Source organism: Rhodoferax sp. GW821-FHT02C08, assembly GCF_059421805.1.
On sequence record NZ_JBWKVR010000004.1, the window covers coordinates 25,924 to 47,794 of the forward strand.

At 60.9% G+C, this 21,871-nt stretch carries 21 protein-coding genes and 1 tRNA gene; 9 read left to right on the forward strand and 13 right to left on the reverse strand.

Annotation, left to right across the window (positions count from 1 at the left end; all coding sequences use genetic code 11):
* Positions 1 to 10 precede the first annotated feature (10 nt).
* Positions 11 to 571: a DUF2975 domain-containing protein gene (locus AC07VY_RS05890; RefSeq protein ID WP_495096889.1), complete on the reverse strand. Its 561-nt coding sequence runs from the start codon at positions 569 to 571 to the stop codon at positions 11 to 13.
* 88 nt (positions 572 to 659) lie between these two features.
* Between AC07VY_RS05890 and AC07VY_RS05895 the strand changes: the two genes are divergently transcribed.
* The 7 genes from AC07VY_RS05895 to AC07VY_RS05925 all read left to right on the forward strand — a co-directional run bounded on the left by AC07VY_RS05895 (position 660) and on the right by AC07VY_RS05925 (position 7,608).
* Entirely contained in the window at positions 660 to 1,277 is a 618-nt protein-coding gene (locus tag AC07VY_RS05895) for a hypothetical protein (RefSeq protein WP_495096888.1), read from the forward strand.
* Positions 1,278 to 1,487: a hypothetical protein gene (locus AC07VY_RS05900; RefSeq protein ID WP_495096887.1), complete on the forward strand. Its 210-nt coding sequence runs from the start codon at positions 1,278 to 1,280 to the stop codon at positions 1,485 to 1,487. It begins immediately after the preceding gene.
* A 175-nt stretch (positions 1,488 to 1,662) separates the two neighbouring features.
* A complete protein-coding gene (locus AC07VY_RS05905) occupies positions 1,663 to 2,412 on the forward strand; it encodes an electron transfer flavoprotein subunit beta/FixA family protein (RefSeq protein WP_495096886.1) in 750 nt (249 codons plus the stop codon).
* A gap of 147 nt (positions 2,413 to 2,559) precedes the next feature.
* A complete protein-coding gene (locus AC07VY_RS05910) occupies positions 2,560 to 3,492 on the forward strand; it encodes an electron transfer flavoprotein subunit alpha/FixB family protein (protein ID WP_495076296.1) in 933 nt (310 codons plus the stop codon).
* A gap of 72 nt (positions 3,493 to 3,564) precedes the next feature.
* On the forward strand, positions 3,565 to 5,355 hold the full coding sequence (locus tag AC07VY_RS05915; RefSeq protein ID WP_495096885.1) for an acyl-CoA dehydrogenase: 1,791 nt from the start codon (positions 3,565 to 3,567) through the stop codon (positions 5,353 to 5,355).
* A gap of 80 nt (positions 5,356 to 5,435) precedes the next feature.
* Positions 5,436 to 6,392, forward strand: a complete 957-nt coding sequence (locus tag AC07VY_RS05920) for an NAD(P)H-dependent flavin oxidoreductase (RefSeq protein WP_495096884.1) — start codon at positions 5,436 to 5,438, stop codon at positions 6,390 to 6,392.
* 94 nt (positions 6,393 to 6,486) lie between these two features.
* Positions 6,487 to 7,608, forward strand: coding sequence for an acyltransferase family protein (locus tag AC07VY_RS05925; RefSeq protein WP_495096883.1), 1,122 nt, complete (start codon positions 6,487 to 6,489; stop codon positions 7,606 to 7,608).
* Here the strand turns inward: AC07VY_RS05925 and AC07VY_RS05930 are convergent.
* The 12 genes from AC07VY_RS05930 to AC07VY_RS05985 form a co-directional block, all read right to left on the reverse strand.
* Positions 7,595 to 8,263 (reverse strand): glutathione S-transferase, encoded by a 669-nt coding sequence (locus AC07VY_RS05930; RefSeq protein WP_495096918.1) that lies wholly within the window; start codon positions 8,261 to 8,263, stop codon positions 7,595 to 7,597. The genes AC07VY_RS05925 and AC07VY_RS05930 overlap by 14 nt on opposite strands.
* Entirely contained in the window at positions 8,257 to 9,189 is a 933-nt protein-coding gene (gene trhO, locus AC07VY_RS05935) for an oxygen-dependent tRNA uridine(34) hydroxylase TrhO (RefSeq protein WP_495096882.1), read from the reverse strand. Before trhO ends, AC07VY_RS05930 begins: the two co-directional genes overlap by 7 nt.
* A 61-nt stretch (positions 9,190 to 9,250) precedes the next feature.
* Positions 9,251 to 10,372, reverse strand: a complete 1,122-nt coding sequence (locus tag AC07VY_RS05940) for an extracellular catalytic domain type 1 short-chain-length polyhydroxyalkanoate depolymerase (RefSeq protein ID WP_495096881.1) — start codon at positions 10,370 to 10,372, stop codon at positions 9,251 to 9,253.
* A gap of 35 nt (positions 10,373 to 10,407) precedes the next feature.
* The gene (locus AC07VY_RS05945) at positions 10,408 to 10,833 is read right to left on the reverse strand and encodes a CopG family transcriptional regulator (protein WP_495096880.1); all 426 of its coding nucleotides are present in this window, start codon (positions 10,831 to 10,833) and stop codon (positions 10,408 to 10,410) included.
* A gap of 157 nt (positions 10,834 to 10,990) precedes the next feature.
* Positions 10,991 to 12,523, reverse strand: coding sequence for a SpoVR family protein (locus AC07VY_RS05950; protein WP_495096879.1), 1,533 nt, complete (start codon positions 12,521 to 12,523; stop codon positions 10,991 to 10,993).
* Positions 12,524 to 12,526: 3 nt separating this feature from the next.
* Positions 12,527 to 13,798, reverse strand: a complete 1,272-nt coding sequence (locus AC07VY_RS05955) for a YeaH/YhbH family protein (protein WP_495096878.1) — start codon at positions 13,796 to 13,798, stop codon at positions 12,527 to 12,529.
* A gap of 81 nt (positions 13,799 to 13,879) precedes the next feature.
* Entirely contained in the window at positions 13,880 to 15,802 is a 1,923-nt protein-coding gene (locus AC07VY_RS05960) for a PrkA family serine protein kinase (RefSeq protein WP_495076287.1), read from the reverse strand.
* A 123-nt stretch (positions 15,803 to 15,925) separates the two neighbouring features.
* Positions 15,926 to 16,639, reverse strand: coding sequence for a phosphoserine phosphatase SerB (gene serB / locus AC07VY_RS05965; RefSeq protein ID WP_495096877.1), 714 nt, complete (start codon positions 16,637 to 16,639; stop codon positions 15,926 to 15,928).
* Between the two features lie 139 nt (positions 16,640 to 16,778).
* Positions 16,779 to 16,869, reverse strand: a tRNA-Ser gene (locus AC07VY_RS05970).
* A 20-nt stretch (positions 16,870 to 16,889) separates the two neighbouring features.
* Complete coding sequence (locus tag AC07VY_RS05975) at positions 16,890 to 17,267, reverse strand: DUF2237 family protein (RefSeq protein ID WP_495076285.1); 378 nt, start codon at positions 17,265 to 17,267, stop codon at positions 16,890 to 16,892.
* Positions 17,268 to 17,289: 22 nt separating this feature from the next.
* On the reverse strand, positions 17,290 to 18,204 hold the full coding sequence (locus AC07VY_RS05980) for an SPFH domain-containing protein (protein WP_495076284.1): 915 nt from the start codon (positions 18,202 to 18,204) through the stop codon (positions 17,290 to 17,292).
* Positions 18,205 to 18,237: 33 nt separating this feature from the next.
* On the reverse strand, positions 18,238 to 18,663 hold the full coding sequence (locus AC07VY_RS05985) for an NfeD family protein (RefSeq protein WP_495076283.1): 426 nt from the start codon (positions 18,661 to 18,663) through the stop codon (positions 18,238 to 18,240).
* Between the two features lie 180 nt (positions 18,664 to 18,843).
* On the opposite strand from AC07VY_RS05985, the gene AC07VY_RS05990 reads away from it, so the two are divergent.
* Together AC07VY_RS05990 and AC07VY_RS05995 are read left to right on the forward strand one after the other, a co-directional pair.
* On the forward strand, positions 18,844 to 21,117 hold the full coding sequence (locus tag AC07VY_RS05990) for an Orn/Lys/Arg family decarboxylase (protein WP_495076282.1): 2,274 nt from the start codon (positions 18,844 to 18,846) through the stop codon (positions 21,115 to 21,117).
* 175 nt (positions 21,118 to 21,292) lie between these two features.
* Positions 21,293 to 21,856, forward strand: a complete 564-nt coding sequence (locus AC07VY_RS05995; protein ID WP_495096876.1) for a fasciclin domain-containing protein — start codon at positions 21,293 to 21,295, stop codon at positions 21,854 to 21,856.
* Positions 21,857 to 21,871: the final 15 nt, after the last annotated feature.

The window sequence follows — 21,871 nt, forward strand, 5'->3', positions numbered from 1 at the left end:
TAACCTAGGTTTAAACGAAAGCCGCGTTTTCATCGGCCAGCGCCTGGCCCTGGCCGATGATGGCCGCCATCAGCCACACCACCCCGGCGAACAGCAGGGTGAAGATGTGGTCCGAGCCCAGCGCAATCGCCAAGTGCCGCATGCCCGGCGGGTTGTTCAGCGTCAGCAATACAGACAGGGCGGGCACCAGCAGCATGCCTGCCAGCACGGAGGCCATGGTCCAGGCGGCAAAGCGCCGCAGGCCCAGTACGGCTTGCGGGGTGAAGACCTGACCCCGGGCGAAGCTCTGAAAGCATTTGCGTGCTTCCCACAGGCCGCGCAGCAGCAGGCCTACGGGCCCGCAGGTCAGCAGCGCGCCGGCCAGCCTCTGCAGTGGCGAAAGAGCGCCCTGTATGGCGCCGGACGCCAAGTGGGCCTGGGCAGCCAGGGTGCCGGTATCGGCCACGGCCCAGCAGGCCAGCACGGCCAGGGGTAAGGCCCAGACCAATAAGCCACAAGCTGCCGCCAGGATGCGGCTGGTGCGGCGCAATGCCAAAGGGTCGGATGTGGGTGCTGCTGCGGTGTGTTGCATGGTCATTCCTTTGCGAGGGATTTATTTTAATTTGACAAATAATTTCTGTAAAACAATAATTTATCAACATCTACTAGAAATTATTACCATGTCCAGCTATTGGCGAACTGTGATTTGTACCGGCTTGTTGTTGGGGCTGGTTGCCTGCTCCGGTATCCCCATCCGCTCCATGTCACGGTTGGCCAAGCTGCCCGATCAGCTGCTGCATGCCAGCCCGGCGGAGATCATGTTCGCGGTGCAGGTGGACAACCGCTTGCTGCCTGCAGTCAGTGGCACGCCCACCTTCAGTATCGACATCCAGCCCGCTGTCGCCGGGGCGTTTGAAGCGGTACAGCGCAAGCTGCCCATGCAGCTGAATGTGACTGCGGCTCCGGCCATGGGGCTGGAGCCCGCAGGCCCTGGGCGGCGTTGGATGCTGTACCGCTTCACGCCTGCATCGCAAGTGGAGTTGCAACGCATACAGGCCCAGTTTCTGCGCTTGCAGGCAGAGCGCCGCAGTGGCACCGGCGGCAGCCTGGCTGTAGGCATCGCGCAGGACGGTGTGGTTGCCAGCGACGCGGCGCTGGACAACACGCGCTGGGAGAGTTGGCTGCAAACCTCGGCCCAGGAGGGCTTTTACATGCTGTGGTCGGGCAGCCTGGGTGAGCTGAAGGCGCAAGAACGTGCCGCCCGCAACGCTACGGCCACACAGAAAACAGGCGGATGAATGATGCAACAACGAATGGTTTTATGGGGTGCTGCTCTGGTGTTTTTATTGTGTGGCTGCTCTACCGAGGCTTGGTACAAGGGCATGCAGCAAAGCGCCCAAGAGGCTTGCCGAACCCAGCGCAACGGGCCTATTGAATCCTGTACGGCAGGGCGCTACTCGAAGCCATACCCCGAGTTTGAAAAAGAACGCTCGGTGCTGAAGCCGTAGCTGTCGCCTGGATGACGGTGGGTCGCATATTGCGGTCTATAATTAAAAAGAACGATCGTGCTTTTTAATGGCGAACCCATGGTGATCGGCATGTTCGCAAGAGACTGGACGTGCTGCGGAATAGAATCAGCAAGTTTACGTATACGTCAATTCAATAACTCTGAGGAGTGCAGTGATGAAGGTCCTGGTAGCAGTCAAACGCGTAGTGGATTACAACGTGAAGGTTCGGGTGAAGTCGGACAACACGGGTGTGGACATTGCCAATGTCAAGATGAGCATGAACCCGTTTGACGAGATCGCCATCGAAGAAGCGGTTCGCCTGAAAGAAAAGGGCGCCGTCACCGAAATCATCGCCGTGTCCTGCGGCGTGACCCAATGCCAGGAAACCCTGCGCACCGCCATGGCCATCGGCGCCGACCGCGCCATCCTGGTGGAAACCAGCGAAGAACTGCAACCACTGGCCGTGGCCAAGCTGCTCAAAGCCCTGGTTGACAAAGAACAGCCCGGCCTGGTGATCTTGGGCAAGCAAGCCATCGACGACGACTGCAACCAGACCGGTCAGATGCTGGCCGCGCTGGCCCATCTGCCGCAAGCCACGTTCGCCAGCAAGGTGGAAATTGCCGACGGCAAAGCCAACGTCACCCGTGAAGTCGATGGCGGCCTGGAGACCATCGCGGTCAGCCTGCCAGCCATCATCACCACCGATCTGCGCCTGAACGAGCCACGCTACGTCACCTTGCCCAACATCATGAAGGCCAAGAAGAAACCGCTGGAAGTGGTGAAGCCGGAAGACCTGGGCGTCAACGTCGCCCCCCGCATCAAGACCCTGAAGGTCAGCGAGCCGCCACAGCGCAGTGCCGGCATCAAAGTCCCAGACGTCGCCACCTTGGTGGCCAAACTCAAAACCGAAGCCAAAGTTATTTAACACCCCCAGGCTGCGCGCACTGCGTGTCGCTTCGCCAACCCCCTTGCAGGGGACAACACCAGCGGCCTGGCAAAGCCAGTTCCGCGGTGTTTCTGGAAGGAGCGAACCTGCACCCGCAGGCCTGTGACAGGACCAAGGAAAGACACCATGACTTCTCTCGTTATTGCCGAACACGACAACGCCAGCCTCAAGGGCGCCACCCTGAACACCGTCGCCGCCGCCACACAGTGCGGTGGTGATGTGCATGTCCTCATCGCGGGTAGCAACGCCGGCGCAGCCGCGGCTGCTGCAGCGCAGTTGCCTGGCGTGTCCAAGGTCCTGCACGCCGATGGCGCCCAGTTCGCCCATGGTCTGGCCGAGAACGTGGCCGCCCAGGTGCTGGCCATTGCCCCGGCTTACAGCCACATCCTGTTCCCGGCGACCGCTGGTGGCAAGAACGTGGCGCCGCGCGTCGCGGCACTGCTGGACGTGGCCCAGATTTCTGACGCCACCAAGATCGTCAGCGCCGACACCTTCGAGCGCCCGATCTACGCCGGCAACGCGATTGCCACCGTGCAAAGCCTGGACGCAACCAAGGTCCTGACCGTGCGCACCACCGCCTTCGACCCGGTAGCAACCAGCGGCGGCAGCGCTGCTGTGGAGCAGCTGACGGCCGTGGCCGATTCCGGCCAATCCAGCTTTGTGGGCAGCGAGATCGCCAAGAACGACCGCCCCGAGCTCACCGCCGCCAAGATCATCGTCAGCGGTGGCCGTGCTCTGGGCAGCGCCGAGAAGTTCAACGAAGTGATGATTCCGCTGGCCGACAAGCTGGGCGCCGCACTGGGTGCCAGCCGCGCAGCCGTGGATGCGGGTTACGCCCCGAACGACTGGCAAGTGGGCCAGACCGGCAAGATCGTCGCGCCCCAGCTGTACATCGCCGCCGGCATCAGCGGCGCCATTCAGCACTTGGCCGGCATGAAGGACAGCAAGGTCATTGTGGCCATCAACAAGGATGGTGAGGCACCGATCTTCTCCGTGGCCGATTACGGGCTGGAGGCGGACCTGTTTGTCGCCGTGCCTGCACTCGTCGCGGCTTTGTAAGAAGCAGGTCAGTGCGAAGGGGCATCGTGCGCGGTGCCCTTTTTTTATAACTATTGATCCCGGAGACACCCCATGAGCTACACCGCCCCGCTGAAAGACATGCTTTTCAACATCCAGCATCTGGCCCATATCGACCATATCGCTGCGTTGCCAGGCTTTGAAGACGCGGGGCTGGATACGGCCCAGGCGGTGCTGGAAGAGGCCGCCAAGTTCAACGAGGGGGTGTTGTCTCCGCTGAACTGGGAAGGGGACAAAAATCCGTCTAGTTGGAAAAACGGCGTGGTCACCGCCACGACCGGATTCAAGGATGCCTTCAAACAGTTTGCCGAAGGCGGCTGGCAGGGCTTGCAGCACCCCACCGAATACGGTGGCCAGGGCCTGCCCAAGACGATTGGCGCGGCCTGCGTGGAGATGTGCAATAGCGCGAACCTGAGCTTCGCGCTGTGCCCGCTGCTCAGCGACGGCGCGATTGAAGCGCTGCTGACCGCCGGCTCGGACGCACTCAAGGCCACCTACCTGGAGAACCTGGTCAGCGGCAAATGGACCGGCACCATGAACCTGACCGAGCCGCAGGCCGGCAGCGACCTGGCCATGGTGCGCAGCCGCGCCGAACCGCAGGGCGATGGCAGCTACAAGGTGTTTGGCACCAAGATTTTCATCACCTGGGGTGAGCACGACATGGCCGAGAACATCGTCCATCTGGTGCTGGCCCGCGTGACCGGCGCGCCCGAAGGGGTGAAGGGCATCAGCCTGTTCGTGGTGCCCAAGTTTCTGGTGAATGCCGATGGCTCGCTGGGGGCGCGCAACGACGTGCATTGCGTCAGCATCGAACACAAGCTGGGCATCAAGGCCAGCCCCACAGCCGTGCTGCAGTACGGCGACCACGGCGGTGCCGTGGGTTACCTGGTCGGCGAGGAAAACCGCGGCCTGGAATATATGTTCATCATGATGAATGCCGCCCGCTACGCGGTGGGCATGCAGGGCATTGCCCTGGCTGAGCGGGCCTACCAGAAGGCCGTGCAGTTCGCCAAAGACCGGGTCCAGAGCCGCCCGGTTGATGGATCGGTCAAGGCCAGCGTGCCCATCATCCACCACCCGGACGTGCAGCGCATGCTGATGACCATGCGCGCCCACACCCAGGGCTGTCGCGCCATGTCGGCCGTGGCAGCTGCTGCCTATGACACGGCGCACCACCATACCGATGCCGAGACACGCCAGCAGAGCCAGGCTTTCCACGAGTTCCTGGTGCCGCTGGTCAAGGGCTACAGCACCGAAATGAGCCTGGACGTGGCTTCGCTGGGCGTGCAAGTGCATGGCGGCATGGGCTTCATCGAAGAAACTGGCGCCGCACAATACCTGCGCGACGCCAAGATCCTGGCCATCTACGAAGGTACAACGGCGATCCAGGCGAACGATCTGGTAGGCCGCAAGACGGTACGCGACGGCGGCGCCACTGCTAAAGCGATTGCGCGCCAGATCGTGGTCACCGAGACCGCATTGGCCCAAAGCGGCAGCGCCCACGCGCAGGCCGTGGCCAAACGGTTGAAGGCTGCGCGCACTGCCTTTTTGGACGTGGTGAGCTTCGTAGTAAGCAACACCAAGACCGAGCCGAATGCGGTGTTTGCCGGCAGCGTGCCCTACCTGATGCTGGCCGGCAAGCTGGTTGCCGGCTGGCAGCTGGCGCGCTCCCTGCTGGTGGCCGAGGACCTGCTGGCCAAGGGTGAAGACACAGCGTTTATGCAAGCCAAGATCAGCACCGCACGTTTCTATGCCGACCATGTGCTGGTCACCGCGCAAAGCCTGCGCGACAGCATTCTGGAAGGCGCGGACAGCGTCACTGCGCTGGGTGTGGATGCGTTCTGATTTGCTATTGATTGTGTAGCTGCTAGCGCAGGTATTACCTGCGCCAGAGCCAGATTTTTTATAAATGCACCGGAGACCCCATGTCCAGATTGCCTGCCCCGTTGAACGCGCTGCCGCTGCCCATCATCGCTTCGCCGATGTTCATCGTCAGCACCCCCAAGCTGGTGATTGCCCAGTGCATTGCCGGGGTGGTCGGCTCCATGCCTTCGCTGAACGCGCGTCCGGCATCGCAACTGGACGACTGGCTGGCCGAGATCACTGAAACCCTGGCGGCCTACAACCTGGCCCACCCCGACGCACCGGCCGCACCGTTCGCCATCAACCAGATCGTGCACAAGTCGAATGACCGCCTGGAGCACGACCTGCAGGCCTGCGTGAAGTTCAGGGTGCCCATCGTCATCACCTCGCTGGGCGCGCGCGAGGATGTGAACGCAGCGGTGCACAGTTACGGCGGCGTGGTGCTGCACGACATCATCAACAACAAGTTTGCCCACAAGGCGATAGAGAAGGGCGCTGACGGCCTGATCGCTGTGGCGGCCGGTGCCGGTGGCCACGCGGGAGTGAAGAGCCCGTTCGCCCTGGTGCAGGAAATCCGTGAATGGTTTGATGGCCCGCTGGCCCTGAGCGGCGCCATCTCCACCGGCGGTGGCGTGCTGGCGGCACAGGCCATGGGGGCTGACTTTGCTTACATAGGCTCAGCCTTCATCGCTACCGAGGAAGCACGTGCCGTAGACGCCTACAAGCAGGCCGTCGTGGATGGTGATTCGGACGACATCGTACTGACCAATCTGTTCACCGGCGTGCACGGCAACTACCTGGCACCGTCCATCCGCGCGGCCGGCCTGGACCCTGAGCATCTGCCCGAAAGCGACCCTACCAAGATGAATTTTGGCGGCGATACGGCGGCCAAAGCGTGGAAAGATATCTGGGGCTGCGGCCAGGGCATTGGCGCAGTCCGTAAAATCCAGCCTGCGGGCGAATACGTGGCCCAGCTCCGGCGCGAATACGCCGAGGCCAAAGCCCGTTTATCCGTTTAGCCTATCCCTTTAGATTTTTACCGGGGAACGCCTTGTGCGTTCCCCTTGTTTTTGTGGACCCCGGACTGTTGCGGGGGCCGCCTTTTGTGTGACGATGCCTTCTTCCTCTAACCGTTCCAACGCTTCTCGTATCCCCCTGCTAGATGTATTCAAAGGACTGGCCTGCATGCTGGTCGTGGGGCACCACCTGGTTTTTTACGGTCCTATGTCGGACGTGGCTTTTCCGCTGGCCCCTGGCCTGATGGACTGGCTGTTCGACTACGGCCGTATGGCGGTGCAGGTGTTTCTGGTGCTGGGTGGTTATCTGGCGGCCAGCACCTTGGCGCCCACCGGCGTGGCCCGGTTCGAGCAGGCCTGGCCGCAGGTGCAGCGCCGCTTTGTGCGCCTGTCCACGCCGTATCTGGCTGCGCTGCTGCTGAGCTTGCTGGCAGCCGAGTTGGCACGCAATGGCATGGAGCACTCGTCCATCCCGTCTGAGCCGTCCCTGCCGCAGCTATTGGCCCATGTGCTGATGCTGCAGGACGTGCTGGGCTTTGAGGCGTTGTCGGCCGGTGTCTGGTACGTGGCCATCGACTTCCAGCTGTTTGTGCTGGCGGTGGCGGTGTTCAGCCTGGCGCGAGCCTGGCCCACGCATGGCCGCAGCCCCTGGCTGGCGCCCGCGCTGGTGCTGGGCCTGACCTGCGCGTCTCTGGCTTATTTCAACCGCATGCCGTCGCTGGACACCTGGGCTTTGTATTTCGTGGGCTCGTATGGGCTGGGCATGCTGGCCTTCTGGGCCGGGCGCAGCCAGCGGCCGTTGCTGTGGCTAATGGCCTTGGCCTTGCTGGGCGTGGCGGCACTGGCCTGGGACTTCCGCGGCCGTATTGCCGTGGCGTTGGTCATGGCTTTGATGTTGTGCGTGCTGCAGGCCAGCCAGAGTGTGCGCCACTGGTCGCCTCTGGCGCCGCTGCAGCGCTTGGGCCAGATGTCGTACTCGGTGTTTTTGGTGCACTTTCCGGTGTGCCTGCTGGTGAACACTGCGTTCAACCAGTTCTGGCCCACCCAGCCCTGGGTGAATGCCTTTGGCATGGTGCTGGCGTTTGCGGCGTCCATGGTCAGTGGACGCTGGCTGTACCGCCATGTGGAAACCCGTCTGGTCTGCATGCCTTCGGCCCTGCGCCTGCAAGGTGGCTTGCTGGCTGCCGGCCTGCTGCTGGCGGGGATCAAGGCGCTGTAGGAAAGCACACGGCAGGCGCTCCGGCCTGCCAGGGCGGGAACTTGGACATCACCTGGGCCAGGGCGTCAGAGGCCTCCCAGGCGGCCAGCCAGGCTTGCAGCCGGGGCCAGGGCTGGGCTGCGAACCAGTCTGCATCCACATGGGCAAACTGCCGTACAAAGGGCGCCACTGCCATATCGGCCAGGCTGGTGCGCTGGCCCAGCAAGAAGGCGTGCGCCGTCAGCCGTGTTTCGAATTCTTCCAATAACAGGCTGGCAGCAGTCCGGTGCATATGCGTATTGGGTAGCGTGCTATTTTCTTCATAGCGGCCCGGGTATTTGTAGCGGTCCAGATGGTGTTTGAAATTGCCATCCACGCGGGCCACCAGGGCCAGCATGTCGCCCAGTGTGCCGTGAGTAGGCTCCAGCCAGCCGGCCGGGTCGTTCTGCCGTAGTGCCCACAGCATGATGTCCAGGCTCTGGTCCAGAACTTCGCCGCCGGGCAGCACCAGCACGGGTACGGTGGCCTTGGCGGATGCGGCGAGCAATTCGGGGGGCTTGTTGCGCAGCACCACTTCGCGCAGCTCGCAGACTTGGCTGCTGGCCCACAAGGCCAGCCGTGCCCGCATGGCATAGGGGCAGCGGCGGAAGGAATACAGGATGGGCCGCACTAGGATTTCAGCTTGGCGCCCACATGCGGCTGCTGCCGCTCGCGGGCCAGGGCCATCTGGTGCTCGCGCTCCAGAAAGCCTTGTTTTTGGGCTTCGGTCTTTTGGTCGTGGCAATGCGCGCAGGACACGCCGCGTACAAAGTGGGGCGATGCCAGATCGGCCTCGCCCAGCGGCCAGCGGCAGGAGCGGCACAGCTCCAGCGTGCCGGGCACCAGGCCATGGCCCACCGAGACACGCTCGTCGAACACAAAGCACTGGCCGTCCCAGCGGCTCTCGGCCTGGGGTACGGTCTCCAGGTATTTCAGGATGCCGCCTTCGAGGTGGTAGACCTCGTCAAAGCCCTGGGCGCGCAGCAGTGCGGTGGATTTTTCGCAGCGTATGCCGCCGGTGCAGAACATGGCAACCTTGGGCTTGCGGTGCAGCGGCTGGCCCTCGGCGCGGGCCTGCTCCACCCACTGCGGAAATTCGGCAAAGCTGTCGATATGCGGGTTGATGGCGCCTTGGAAGGTGCCAATGCCGACCTCGTATTCATTGCGTGTATCCACCAGCACCACGTCGGGATCGGCGATCAGCGCATTCCAGTCTTCGGGCTTGACGTATTGGCCGGCCATCTGGCTGGGGTTCAGCCCTGGCACGCCCAGCGTGACGATCTCGCGCTTCAGCCGTACTTTCATGCGGTAGAAGGGTGAATGCTGGGCGAAGCCTTCCTTGTGCTGCAGCCGCGCCAGCCGCGGGTCAGAGCGTAGCCAGGCCAGCACGGCATGCACGCCGTCTGGCGATCCCGCGATGGTGCCGTTGATACCTTCGGTGGCCAGCAAAATCATGCCTTTGACGCCGTGCGACTCGCAGCAGGCCTGCAGCGGCGCCTGCAAGGCGGTGTAGTCGGGCAGCTCTACGAACTGGTAGAAGGCGGCGGTGAGGTAGTCAGACATGCAATTCGGCGTACGCGGTTAGGGTCGGCAGTGTAGCCAATGCACCAGTTGATGCCCCCAGTTAATGCACCAGCGGGCGGGAATGGCTCTCGAAGAAGCGCCACATTTCTGCCGACGCGTCCGGGCCCTGTGGGTCGGTGTAGCTGCCGCTGTTGTTGCCGCCCGACCAGGCATGGCCGGCGCCGTGCAGCTCCCAGTATTCGGCCAGGCTGCTGCCGTCCTCACGCTGGTAGCGGGTGCGGGTATAGGCCCGGCCCTGGGGCGACTTGCTCTGGACCTTGTTGGGCGTGGACTGTTCACCTGCGCCAACCACGGATTGCAGCACGGCTTGGCCGTTGTGCGGGTGCACTACCGTATCGGCGTCACCGTGGAAGACGATGATGGGGACAGTGGACTGCAGCTTGCTGCGGCCATTGCCGCTTTTCATGACCGACAGGGCGCTGATGAGGCCATTGGCCGCGCCACAGGCCAGGCCGGAATGCACGCCGACAGCGGCAAACAGGTCCGGGTGGGTGTGGCCCAGGATGCTGGCCATGGCACCGCCTGCGGACAAACCTGCCACGTACACGCGGCGTGGGTCTATCGCGTGCTGGGCGGTCACGTGCTGCACCAGGGCTGCCAGCAGGGCTGCCTCGCCGCCGTCGCGTTGCTGGTCTGTGGGTTTGAACCAGTTCCAGCAGCGCTGGCTGTTGGCGGTCTGCTGCTGGGCAGGGTAGAGAACGGCAAATCCATGTTCTAGCGCGATGGCATTCATGCCGGTGCCGGCCGCAAAGTCGTCAGGGTCCTGCGTGCAGCCGTGCAACATCAGCACCAGTGGCATGGGCTGGGCTTGGGGGCCGGGGGGGGTGTACAGCTTGTACTGCAGTGCACCCAGGGCGTGTTCGAACCGGCCTTCTACAAAGGCTTCCGCTGTGTCATGGATTGCGGGGCGCGTGGGGGCTTCTGCGGGTGGTGTGGCAGGTGCGCTGGGCTTTGTCGGCAATTCGGTGACGTAGCCATCGAATATCCAGGGGGATGCCGCGGGTGGACTGGCTGGCGCCGGGCGGGCGGGTGCTTTGGTCGTCGCAAAACCCTCTGTCACCCGTGCGAGTGCCTGCTGGATGGCGCGGGTGGCATCTTGCAGATGGCCGCGTTGTGTCAGCCGGGTGGCTTCTTGCATGATCTTTTTAAACAGTGCGCTCATGCGGGCTTTCGTTGTAAGTCGGTGGACATGGGGTTTCAGGCTTGGCGCTTGGCCAAAGCTGCTTTGACGGCTGAGCTGGCATGCAGGGCGCCCAGCACTTCCAGCGAGTCGATGGTGGCCAATGCCAGCTCGGGACTCACGTCGTGGCCAATGCTGGCCAGGCCCAGCACACGGATCTGCAGTTTTTGATTGGCGGCCTGGACAGCCAGCAAATCGCTTTCGCTGAAATGCTGCATGCCCAGCACCAGCATCTTGCGCGCTACCACCTGCTTGACGGTGTCGGCGTGGGTGGTCAGCTGGTTGCGGATGGCGGTGCGGATGAAGTCTGTGCGGTTGGCGTAGAAGCCTTCCGACACCAGCAGGTCCACATGGCCGAGGTCCACAAAACCCAGGTTGATGGTGATTTTTTCAGAGTCCTGGGCCTTGGCTTTGGCGGACTCGGTTGCAATGGGGGATTTCATGTTCGCAGTATGAACCATCCATATGGATGGTGTTGGGATGGTTTTTAAAACCACACACTGCAAATGGACGCGTCGAGAAATTTATGAAAAAGAAGGCTGTAGCGCAGGAAAAATCTGCGCTGGCAGCTATAAAAGGTGTAGCGTTGTGCTCCGACGCTCAGGGCGTGCTTTTGCCGGGCGCGCGGCGGCGCTTTTCGCTCAGGTGCTCGGCCACCAGGCTGGTGCTGCCGTCGGCGTTTTGCCGTTCCAACCGCACATTGAAGCCCCATAGCGTGGCCATGTGCTTGAGCACGGTGGCGCTGGAATCGCCCAGTGGGCGGCGTTGGTGGCTGAAGTGGCGCAGGGTCAGCGAGCGATCGCCGCGCAGGTCCACGTTCCAGACCTGGATATTTGGTTCGCGGTGGCCCAGGTCGTATTGCTCGGACAGCTGGTGGCGCAGCGCGCGGTAGCCGCTGTCATCGTGGATGGATCTGATCTCCAGGGTTTTACGGGCGTCGTCGTCCAGCACGCTGAACAGGCGGAACTCCCGCATCAGCCGGGGCGACAGGTACTGGGCAATGAAGCTTTCGTCCTTGAAGTTGTGCATCGCGAAGTCAAAGGTCTCGCGCCAGTTGGAGCCGGCAATGTCGGGGAACCAGGCGCGGTCCTCGTCGGTCGGGTCTTCGCAGATGCGGCGTATGTCGCGCCACATGGCAAAACCCAGCGCGTAGGGGTTGATGCCCGAGTAGTAGGGGCTGTTGTACGGCGGCTGGTAGACCACATTGGTATGCGACTGCAAGAACTCCAGCATGAAGCCGTCGCCCAGCCGGCCTTCGTCGTACAAGGTGTTGAGCAGGGTGTAGTGCCAGTAGGTGGCCCAGCCTTCGTTCATCACCTGGGTTTGGCGCTGCGGGTAGAAATACTGGCCGATCTTGCGCACGATGCGCACAATTTCACGCTGCCAGGGGTCGAGCAGTGGGGCGTTTTTTTCGACGAAGTACAGCAGGTTTTCCTCGGGCTCCAGCGGAAAGCGCTTTTCCTCCTGGGTGGCCTCGGCCTCGGCGCGTGGGGGCAGGGTGCGCCACAGGTCGTTGACCTGGGCTTGCAGGTATTCGGCGCGCTCTTTCAGGCGCGAGGTTTCTTTTTCGAGCGACAGGCGGGGCGAGCGCTTGTAGCGGTCCACCCCCAGGTTGCTCAGCGCGTGGCAGGCGTCTAGCAACTGTTCTACAGCTTCTACGCCGTGGCGTTCCTCACACTGTGCGATGTAGTTGCGAGCAAAAACCAGGTAGTCCACGATGGCGTCCGCGCTGGTCCACTGCTTGAACAGGTGGTTGCCCTTGAAAAAGGAGTTGTGACCGTAGGCCGCGTGGGCGATCACCAGCGCCTGCATGGGCAGGGTGTTTTCGTCCATCAGATAGGCGATGCAGGGGTCGGAGTTGATGACGATCTCGTAGGCCAGCCCCATCTGGCCGCGCTTGTAGCGGTTTTCGGTAGCCAGAAAATGTTTGCCGAAGGACCAGTGGTGGTAGTACACCGGCATGCCGATGGAGGCATAGGCGTCCATCATTTGCTCGGCGCTAATGATCTCCAACAGGTGGGGGTAGCCGTCCAGCTTGTAGCGGCGAGCGACTTCGCCTATGGCTTGGTCGTAGGCCTCGATGGCTTCAAAGGTCCATTCGGAGCCGGTGGGGAGGAGTTTGGAGGTGCTCATGGTTCAGGCACGCCGCTTGAAGAGTTCACGGAACACAGGGTAGATGTCGGCCACCGTGGCAATGCGTTGCATGGCGAAATTGCCGTCAGCGCTGCCTTGCAGCTGGGTGTATTCGTCCCACAGGTTTTGTGGCGGGCCTTCGGTTATTTCGATGTAGGCGAAGAACTGGCACAGCGGTAGCAGCGACTCTTGCAGCAGGTTTTTGCATAGGGGGGAGTCGTCGTGCCAGTTGTCGCCGTCGGATGCTTGTGCGCCGTAGATATTCCAGGCGTGGCTGTTGTAGCGGGCGGTGATGATTTCATGCATCAGCTTGAGCGCGCTGGACACCACGGTGCCGCCCGATTCGCGCGAGGTGAAGAAGTCGTCTTCATTCACTTCACTGGCCACCGTGTGGTGGCGTATGAATACCACCTCGATGCGCTCGTAGTTGCGCGTCAGGAACAGGTAGAGCAGCATGAAGAAGCGTTTGGCGATGTTTTTGCGCCCCTCGTCCATTGAGCCCGACACGTCCAGCAGGCAGAACATCACGGCTTGCGTGGTGGGCTGGGGTATGCGCACGCGGTTGTTGTAGCGCAGGTCAAAGGTGTCCACAAAAGGCACGGCTTCGATCTTGGCACGCAGGTGGGCGATGTCGCGGCGCAGTTGCTCCACGTCCGGGTCGTCCTCAGGTCGGGTTTTACGCAGTTCTTCCAGCTCGGCTTCGAGCGCGCGAATCTGCGCGGCATAGGGACCGCCCACCGCAATGCGCCGCCCGGCTGCGCCGCGCATGGTGCGGCTGAGATTGATGTTGGTGGGTACGCCCGTCTGTACAAAGCCGGCCCGCACGCGGCGGTACTGGTCTATGCGCGCCAGTTGTTGTTTGACCAGATTGGGTAGGGCCAGCTCATCGAAAAAGATGTCCAGAAATTCGTCCCGGGTGAGGGTGAAGACGAATTCATCCAGGCTTTCGCCTTCATTGCTGGCCTGGCCCTTGCCTTTGCCGCCGGCTCCGCCGCCTTGAGGGCGCTCCACCTGGTCGCCGCGGTGGAAGCGGTCGTTGCCGGGGCGTACCACTTCCCAGACGCCGCCCTGGCCGTGCTCGAACTGCGGCTCACCTATGTCTTTGCCGGGAATGCTGATTTTTTCACCATTGTCCAGGTCGCGCATGCCGCGCTTGTTCACGGCATCTGAAACGGCTTTGCGGATCTGGCCCTTGAAACGCTGGATGAAGCGGCTGCGGTTGACCGAGCTCTTGTGCTTGCTGTCAAACCGCCGGTCTACGATGCGCACCGTCATAGAGTCTCCCGTTGACTTGAAGGAACCCGTCTGCTGTGGTGCGCTGCACACATGGTGCAGACGGGTTGGTTGGCTATTGCGTTACGAGGATTTGCGCACCCGCAAATACCACTCGCACAGCAAGCGCACCTGCTTCTCGGTATAGCCCTTGGCGATCATGCGGTTGACGAAGTCCTGGTGCTTCTTCTGTTCTTCGCCACTGGCTTTGGCGTTGAACGAGATCACTGGCAACAGCTCTTCGGTGTTGGAGAACATCTTCTTCTCGATCACCGCGCGCAGCTTTTCGTAGGATGTCCACAGTGGGTTGTGTCCGTCCTGGCGGGCGCGGGCGCGCAGCACGAAGTTGACTACTTCGTTACGGAAGTCCTTGGGATTGGAAATGCCGGCAGGCTTCTCGATTTTTTCCAGCTCGTCGTTGAGCGCACTGCGGTCCAGCATTTCGCCGGTGTTGGGGTCGCGGTATTCCTGGTCCTGGATCCAGAAGTCGGCATACACCACATAGCGGTCGAAGATGTTCTGCCCGTACTCGGAGTAGCTTTCCAGATAGGAGGTCTGGATTTCCTTGCCTATGAATTCTGCGTAGCGCGGTGACAGGAATTCCTTGATGGCGCGCAGGTATTTTTCTTCCACCTCTGGCGGATACTGCTCTTGCTCGATCTGCTGCTCCAGCACATACATCAGGTGCACCGGGTTGGCAGCAACTTCACGGTGGTCGAAGTTGAAGACGCGCGACAGGATCTTGAAAGCGAACCGGGTGGATAGACCCGTCATGCCTTCGTCCACGCCTGCGAAGTCACGGTATTCCTGGTAGCTCTTGGCCTTGGGGTCGGTGTCCTTGAGGTTTTCACCGTCGTAGACCCGCATCTTGGAGAAGATGCTGGAGTTTTCGGGGTCTTTCAGCCGCGACAGTACCGAGAACTGGGCCAGCATGCGCAGCGTGTCGGGAGCGCAAGGCGCTTGTGACAGCGACGAGTTGGACACCAGTTTTTCGTAGATATGGATTTCATCGGACACGCGCAGCGAGTAGGGCACTTTGACGATGTAGATGCGGTCCAGAAAAGCTTCGTTGTTGCGGTTGTTCTTGAAGGCCTGCCATTCGGCCTCGTTTGAATGGGCCAGTACCAGACCGTCAAACGGTATGGCGCCAAAGCCTTCCGTGCCCTTGTAGTTGCCTTCTTGCGTGGCGGTCAGCAAGGGGTGCAAGACTTTGATGGGGGCCTTGAACATTTCCACAAACTCCAGCACGCCGCGATTCGACAGGCACAGGCCGCCCGAGTATGAATACGCGTCCGGGTCGTTTTGGGAATAGGTTTCCAGCTTGCGGATGTCGATCTTGCCGACCAGGGACGAGATGTCCTGGTTGTTTTCGTCGCCTGGTTCGGTCTTGGAGACCGCGATCTGTGATAACACCGAGGGGCGTAGCTTCACCACGCGAAAGCGGGTGATGTCACCGCCGAACTCCTGCAGGCGCTTGACCGCCCAGGGGCTCATGATGGTGCCGAGGTAGCGTCGTGGGATACCGTAGTCGGTTTCCAGTAACTCGGCATCTTCTGCCGGGTTGAAAAGACCCAGCGGGGACTCGTGGACTGGGGAGTCCTTGATGGCGTAGAAAGGAACTTTTTCGATCAAGGCCTTGAGTTTTTCAGCCAGAGAAGACTTGCCGCCGCCGACCGGCCCCAGCAGATAGAGAATCTGCTTTTTCTCTTCAAGGCCTTGGGCTGCGTGGCGGAAATAGGAGACGATGTGCTCTATCACCTCTTCCATGCCGTAGAGGTCTTTGAAGCTGGGGTACACCTTCAAGACCTTGTTGGCGAAGATGCGTGATAGGCGGGAGTCGGTGCGGGTATCTACCAGCTCGGGCTCACCAATTGCCAGCAGCATGCGTTCTGCCACGCTGGCGTAGGCCGTGGGGTCACGCTTGCATAACTCCAGATAGTCCTGAACCGACATTTCCTCTTCCTGTGCTGCTGCAAAGCGGCCTTGGTAGCGGGTGAAAATGGTCATGGCATTCTCCTAATATTTGCAATGGACTTATACGGTCTGGATTCGCTGCTCTCGCTAAAAGTTCTATCTACTTAACGACCATCATAGGCCTTCCGTTTACCACTTGCGCAGAAGGGGACGGAATTAGTGCACTACCTCCAACAAACGGTCGAGTCCGCCGCTGTTTATAGCGACCATGGCTTTTTCGCGCACGGCTGGCTTGGCGTGGTAAGCCACCGACAAACCGGCTACGCCCATCATCGGCAAATCATTGGCACCATCGCCCATGGCAATGGCTTGCTGGGCTGTGATGCCCATTTCAGCACAGGTCTGCAGCAGCATCTTGCGCTTCTCGTCGCCATCGCAAATATCGCCCCAGGCCTGATCCAGCATGCGGCCGGTAAGCATGCCATCCACTGCTTCCAACATGTTGGAACGGGTGGCGTCTATGTGCAATAGATCACGAATGCGGTCGGTGAAAAATGTGAAGCCGCCGCTGACTAGGAGCACCTTCATGCCGGCGGCTTTGCAGGCTGCCACCAAGGCTGCGGCACCTGGGTTGAGTTGCAGACGTTCGTTGTAGACCTGTTCCATGCTGGCTACGCTCACGCCCTTGAGCAGGGCCACGCGTTGACGCAGGCTTTCCTTGTAGTCGGTGATTTCGCCGCGCATGGCGGCTTCGGTGATGGCGGCTACCTCGGCCTTGCGACCGGCAGCGTCGGCGATCTCATCCACGCACTCGATGTTGATCAGGGTGGAGTCCATGTCAAAGGCGATTAGTTTGAAGTCGCTCAGGCGCAGCGGGGGGGGGAAACCTTGGACGGTAAGGCCGGGGGAAATTTCGGTGGCAATAGACATGGTGCGCTTGTGCGTGTTGATCAAAAAATAGAGGCGGTGCTTGGATGTATTTTGCTTGAAGCCCTGGGCACGAAAAAGTCGAAAAAAAAGCCCTAGCGTTTTAAGGCGCTAGGGCTTTTTCAGGCTTTGGAAGCCAATCTGGCGGAACAGGCGGGATTCGAACCCGCGGAGGGCTATTAACCCTCACACGCTTTCCAGGCGTGCGACTTAAACCGCTCATCCACCGTTCCAGAGCCTCGAATTATAGCAGTCAAACGGCGGTATTTCGACCCGGTACTGCATGTCGCAACAAGTCTTCCAATAAAACAAATTCCAACGCCCGGATGTGGGTGGAGTCCAGCACCACCGGTGGGGCCACACCGGCCTCCAGGGCTTCCTTCCAGCGGCTGGCACACAGGCACCAGCGGTCGCCGGGTTTGAGCCCGGCAAAGCGGTAGTCGGGGCGGGGTGTGCAGAGGTCGTTGCCGCGTGACAGCGAGAAGGCCAGGAACTCGCGTGTTACTTTGACGCAAACCACGTGTGCGGCCGCATCGCTGTCGTCGGTATTGCAGCAGCCGTCGCGGAAGTAGCCCGTCAGCGGGTCGTAGGAGCAGGGCACCAGCTCGGAGCCGAGTACGTTGTGTTCCATGGCCGGGTCTTCCATAGGGCTCCTATTGCGGTTTGGTGGCGTTGACCATCTTCATGGCCGAGCCTATCAAGGCCGATACCTCGGTCATATTGCTGGGCACGATCAGGGTAGTTTTGGCATCAGCGGCGACCCGGCTGTAGGCTTCGACGGCTTTTTCTGCCACTTTGAGCTGCACGGCCAGCTCACCGCCGGGCTGCCGAATCGCGGTGGCCACACGTTCGATGGCATCTGCAGTGGCGGTTGCGACTGCGGTGATGGACGCCGCTTCACCTTGCGCCTTGTTGATGACGGCCTGCTTTTCGCCTTCCGAGCGGGCGATAAAAGCCTCGCGTTCGCCGGTAGCGATATTGATCTGCTCCTGGCGGCGACCTTCGGAGGCGGCGATCAATGCGCGCTTTTCGCGCTCGGCGGTGATCTGGGCTTGCATGGCGTGCAAAATTTCCTTGGGCGGAGTCAGGTCCTTGATTTCATAGCGCAAGACCTTGACGCCCCAGTTCAGCGCGGCTTCGTCGATGGCGGCGACCACCTGGGCGTTGATGATGTCGCGCTCTTCAAACGTCTTGTCCAGCTCCAGCTTGCCGATGACGCTGCGCAGCGAGGTTTGCGCTAGTTGGCTGATGGCCATGATGTAGTTGCTGGAACCATAGCTGGCGCGCATGGCATCCGTGACTTGGAAGTACAGAATGCCGTCCACCTGCAGCTGGGTATTGTCTCGTGTGATGCAAACCTGGCTGGGGATGTCCAACGGGATTTCTTTCAACACATGTTTATAGGCCACCCGGTCCACGAAGGGCACCAGGAAATTCAGGCCTGGCGTCAGTGTGCCGTGGTATTTGCCCAGCCGCTCTATGACCCAGGCATGCTGCTGGGGCACGACTTTCAAGGTGCGGCTGACAAAGATGATGGCGATAACGAGGACGACGAGGGCAATTTCCATAACAACTCCGGTAGTGGGCAGGTGCCCAGTGTTTCACAGTTTGTCGACCAACAGGCGGTTTCCCACCACTTCCGCAACCCGATGCGGGCCGCTGCTGGGCGGGTTGCCAGCGCGGTGCACCACCGTCCATTGGGCGCCTCGGTAGTGCACCTGGGCGGTACCGTCGGCCTGCCAGGTATCAACCACCACGGTTTCACCGATGTCCATATTCACGTCAGGGTTGGCGCTGGCCGGGAGGCTTTGGGGATGTTTGCCACGGATGCGGCTCCAGACGATGACCGCACCGCCACCGACGGCGCTGGCCAGCAGGATTTGCACCGTGGTGCTTGCTCCGAATAGCGCCGCCAGGGCAGCTGCGGCGAAGCCAATGGCCAGCATTAACAAATAGAAGGTGCCGGTGACAAGTTCCACAGCGACTGCGGCACCTGCCAGCAGCCACCAAAAGGTCGATTCGGCCATATTGCTCTCGATTGTGTTGCTAGCGCCACATTTTGGGACAAAAGCAGCCCTGTGTCGGAGAAGCTTCACCAGATGTCCTTACACTTCGCGCCTATTTTGCAGATTTGTCCCCGCTGGCGCGGCCCTGGGTGGTGCCGGGCGGGTGTGGTAGCTTGATTCACGTATTGGCTGGAGGCCGGCATGAAGTTTCGTTTCCCTATCGTCATCATCGATGAGGATTTTCGCTCTGAGAACACCTCGGGCCTGGGCATTCGTGCCTTGGCGCAGGCCATAGAGCAAGAGGGTTTTGAGGTGCTGGGTGTGACCAGTTATGGCGACCTGAGCCAGTTCGCCCAGCAGCAAAGCCGTGCCAGTGCGTTTATTTTGTCGATTGACGATGAAGAGTTCTCGCCCGGGCCGGATCTGGACCCGGCGGTGCTGAACCTGCGCCACTTCATCGATGAAGTGCGCCGCAAGAACCGCGATGTGCCCATTTATATATATGGCGAGACCAAGACCTCGCGCCATATGCCTAACGACATCCTGCGCGAATTGCATGGTTTCATCCACATGTTCGAAGATACGCCGGAGTTCGTGGCCCGCCACATCATCCGTGAGGCCAAGTCCTATCTGGAGAGCGTGCAACCGCCGTTCTTCAAGGCCTTGCTGGACTATGCGGAAGACGGCTCCTACTCCTGGCACTGTCCCGGTCATTCTGGTGGTGTGGCCTTTTTGAAGAGCCCGGTGGGCCAGATGTTCCACCAGTTCTTTGGTGAAAACATGCTGCGCGCCGACGTCTGTAACGCAGTGGAAGAATTGGGCCAGCTGCTGGACCACAACGGCGCGATTGGCGACAGCGAGCGCAATGCCGCGCGCATCTTCAACGCCGACCATTGCTTCTTCGTGACCAACGGCACCAGCACCAGCAACAAGATGGTCTGGCACCACACGGTGGCACCGGGTGACGTGGTGGTGGTGGACCGCAACTGCCACAAGTCGAACCTGCACGCCATCATCATGACCGGTGCAATCCCGGTGTTCCTGAAGCCCACGCGCAACCATTTCGGCATCATTGGTCCCATTCCGAAGAGCGAATTTGAGCCCGCAGCCATCAAGGCCAAGATTCGCGCCAACCCGTTGCTCAAGGGCGTGGACGCGGATACGGTGAAGCCGCGCATCCTCACGCTGACGCAGTCCACCTACGACGGCGTGCTGTACAACACCGAAACCATCAAGAGCATGCTCGATGGCTACGTGGAAAACCTACACTTCGACGAGGCCTGGCTGCCGCATGCGGCCTTCCACCCGTTCTACGGCAGCTACCACTCGATGGGCAAGAAGCGCATCCGTCCCAAGCATGCGGTGGTGTATGCGACCCAGTCCATCCACAAGCTGCTGGCCGGCATCAGCCAGGCCAGCCATGTGCTGGTGCAGGACTCGCAAAACGTCAAGCTGGACCGGCATCTTTTCAACGAAGCCTATCTGATGCACACCAGCACCAGCCCGCAGTACAGCATCATCGCCAGTTGCGATGTGGCGGCCGCCATGATGGAGCCGCCCGGCGGTACCGCCCTGGTGGAAGAAAGCATTGCCGAAGCGCTCGACTTCCGCCGCGCCATGCGCAAGGTGGACGAGGAATATGGCACCGATTGGTGGTTCAAGGTCTGGGGCCCGGACAAGCTGGTGGAAGAGGGCATTGGCCGCGCCACCGACTGGATCATCAAGGGCGAATCCAAGACCAATGCCAAGGCCAACTGGCACGGCTTTGGCAAGATGGCCACCGGCTTCAATATGCTGGACCCGATCAAGTCCACCATCGTGACGCCCGGCATGGATCTGAACGGCAAGTTCGCCAAAACCGGCATCCCGGCCAGCATCGTGACCAAGTTCCTGGCCGAGCACGGTGTGGTGGTCGAGAAGACCGGCCTGTACAGCTTCTTCATCATGTTCACCATCGGCATCACCAAGGGCCGCTGGAACAGCATGTTGACCGCGCTGCAGCAGTTCAAGGACGACTACGACAAGAACCAGCCCATGTGGCGCATCCTGCCCGAGTTTTGCCAGAAGTACCCGCGCTATGAAAAGATGGGCCTGGCCGACCTGTGCCAGCATCTGCATGCGCTGTATGCCAAATACGACATCGCCCGCCTGACCACGGACATGTACCTGAGCGACCTGACGCCGGCCATGAAGCCCAGTGACGCCTACGCGCACATTGCGCTGCGCAAGACCGAGCGGGTGGAAATCGACAATCTGGAAGGCCGCGTCACCGTGGGCCTGGTCACGCCCTACCCACCGGGCATTCCGCTGCTGATCCCGGGCGAGGTGTTCAACAAGAAGATCGTCGACTATCTGAAGTTCTCGCGCGAGTTCAACACCCAGTGCCCCGGCTTCGAGACTGACATCCACGGTCTGGTGGAAGAGGTGGATGCCGACGGCAAGCACCATTACTACGCCGACTGCGTTAAGCTCTAAAACTAGCATTGCTATCAAAAACGTAGCCGCTAGCGCAGGTAGCACCTGCGCTAGCGGCTTGTTTTTTATAAATCCCAGAAAACACCAGGGGTTTTCTGCATCCAAAATCGGGCCCGCTCCGTATTGAGATCAGCCGCAACATTTCGGCTTGTCATCAACCTACTAGGAGCATTCCATGGTCTCGATTCAAACTACCCGCAAGCTGGCCTCTTTCAGCCTGGCCCTCGTGATGTCGGCCGTTTCCGTGGCCGCCATGGCCGATGTGATGGTCGGCGGCGCGCCCATGCTGGCATCCAAGGACATCATCGACAACGCCGTTAACTCCAAGGACCACACCACCCTGGTCGCTGCTGTCAAGGCTGCGGGTCTGGTGGAAACGCTGAAAGGCCCCGGCCCGTTCACCGTGTTTGCGCCTACCAACGCCGCCTTTGCCGCCTTGCCTGCTGGCACGGTAGACACGCTGCTCAAGCTTGAAAACAAGGGCACGCTGACCACCATCCTGACCTACCACGTGGTGGCCGGCAAATACGACGCAGCCGCCATCGGCAAGATGGTCATGGATGGCAAGGGCATGGCCACCTTGAAGACGGTCAACGGCGGTACCTTGACCGCCAAGGCCAACGGCATGGGCGTCACGGTGACCGATGAAAAAGGCGGCACTGCGAATGTGACGATTGCCGATGTCTACCAGTCCAACGGTGTCATCCACGTGGTGGACAAGGTGCTGCTGCCCAAGTAATTTCGTCTCTGATTC

Coding starts and splice junctions, on each gene's coding strand:
- AC07VY_RS05890 (WP_495096889.1), bottom strand. CDS start 571: ATGCAACACACCGCAGCAGCACCCACATCCGACCCTTTGGCATTGCGC.
- AC07VY_RS05895 (WP_495096888.1), top strand. CDS start 660: ATGTCCAGCTATTGGCGAACTGTGATTTGTACCGGCTTGTTGTTGGGG.
- AC07VY_RS05900 (WP_495096887.1), top strand. CDS start 1,278: ATGATGCAACAACGAATGGTTTTATGGGGTGCTGCTCTGGTGTTTTTA.
- AC07VY_RS05905 (WP_495096886.1), top strand. CDS start 1,663: ATGAAGGTCCTGGTAGCAGTCAAACGCGTAGTGGATTACAACGTGAAG.
- AC07VY_RS05910 (WP_495076296.1), top strand. CDS start 2,560: ATGACTTCTCTCGTTATTGCCGAACACGACAACGCCAGCCTCAAGGGC.
- AC07VY_RS05915 (WP_495096885.1), top strand. CDS start 3,565: ATGAGCTACACCGCCCCGCTGAAAGACATGCTTTTCAACATCCAGCAT.
- AC07VY_RS05920 (WP_495096884.1), top strand. CDS start 5,436: ATGTCCAGATTGCCTGCCCCGTTGAACGCGCTGCCGCTGCCCATCATC.
- AC07VY_RS05925 (WP_495096883.1), top strand. CDS start 6,487: ATGCCTTCTTCCTCTAACCGTTCCAACGCTTCTCGTATCCCCCTGCTA.
- trhO (WP_495096882.1), bottom strand. CDS start 9,189: ATGTCTGACTACCTCACCGCCGCCTTCTACCAGTTCGTAGAGCTGCCC.
- AC07VY_RS05940 (WP_495096881.1), bottom strand. CDS start 10,372: ATGAGCGCACTGTTTAAAAAGATCATGCAAGAAGCCACCCGGCTGACA.
- AC07VY_RS05945 (WP_495096880.1), bottom strand. CDS start 10,833: ATGAAATCCCCCATTGCAACCGAGTCCGCCAAAGCCAAGGCCCAGGAC.
- AC07VY_RS05950 (WP_495096879.1), bottom strand. CDS start 12,523: ATGAGCACCTCCAAACTCCTCCCCACCGGCTCCGAATGGACCTTTGAA.
- AC07VY_RS05955 (WP_495096878.1), bottom strand. CDS start 13,798: ATGACGGTGCGCATCGTAGACCGGCGGTTTGACAGCAAGCACAAGAGC.
- AC07VY_RS05960 (WP_495076287.1), bottom strand. CDS start 15,802: ATGACCATTTTCACCCGCTACCAAGGCCGCTTTGCAGCAGCACAGGAA.
- serB (WP_495096877.1), bottom strand. CDS start 16,639: ATGTCTATTGCCACCGAAATTTCCCCCGGCCTTACCGTCCAAGGTTTC.
- AC07VY_RS05975 (WP_495076285.1), bottom strand. CDS start 17,267: ATGGAACACAACGTACTCGGCTCCGAGCTGGTGCCCTGCTCCTACGAC.
- AC07VY_RS05980 (WP_495076284.1), bottom strand. CDS start 18,204: ATGGAAATTGCCCTCGTCGTCCTCGTTATCGCCATCATCTTTGTCAGC.
- AC07VY_RS05985 (WP_495076283.1), bottom strand. CDS start 18,663: ATGGCCGAATCGACCTTTTGGTGGCTGCTGGCAGGTGCCGCAGTCGCT.
- AC07VY_RS05990 (WP_495076282.1), top strand. CDS start 18,844: ATGAAGTTTCGTTTCCCTATCGTCATCATCGATGAGGATTTTCGCTCT.
- AC07VY_RS05995 (WP_495096876.1), top strand. CDS start 21,293: ATGGTCTCGATTCAAACTACCCGCAAGCTGGCCTCTTTCAGCCTGGCC.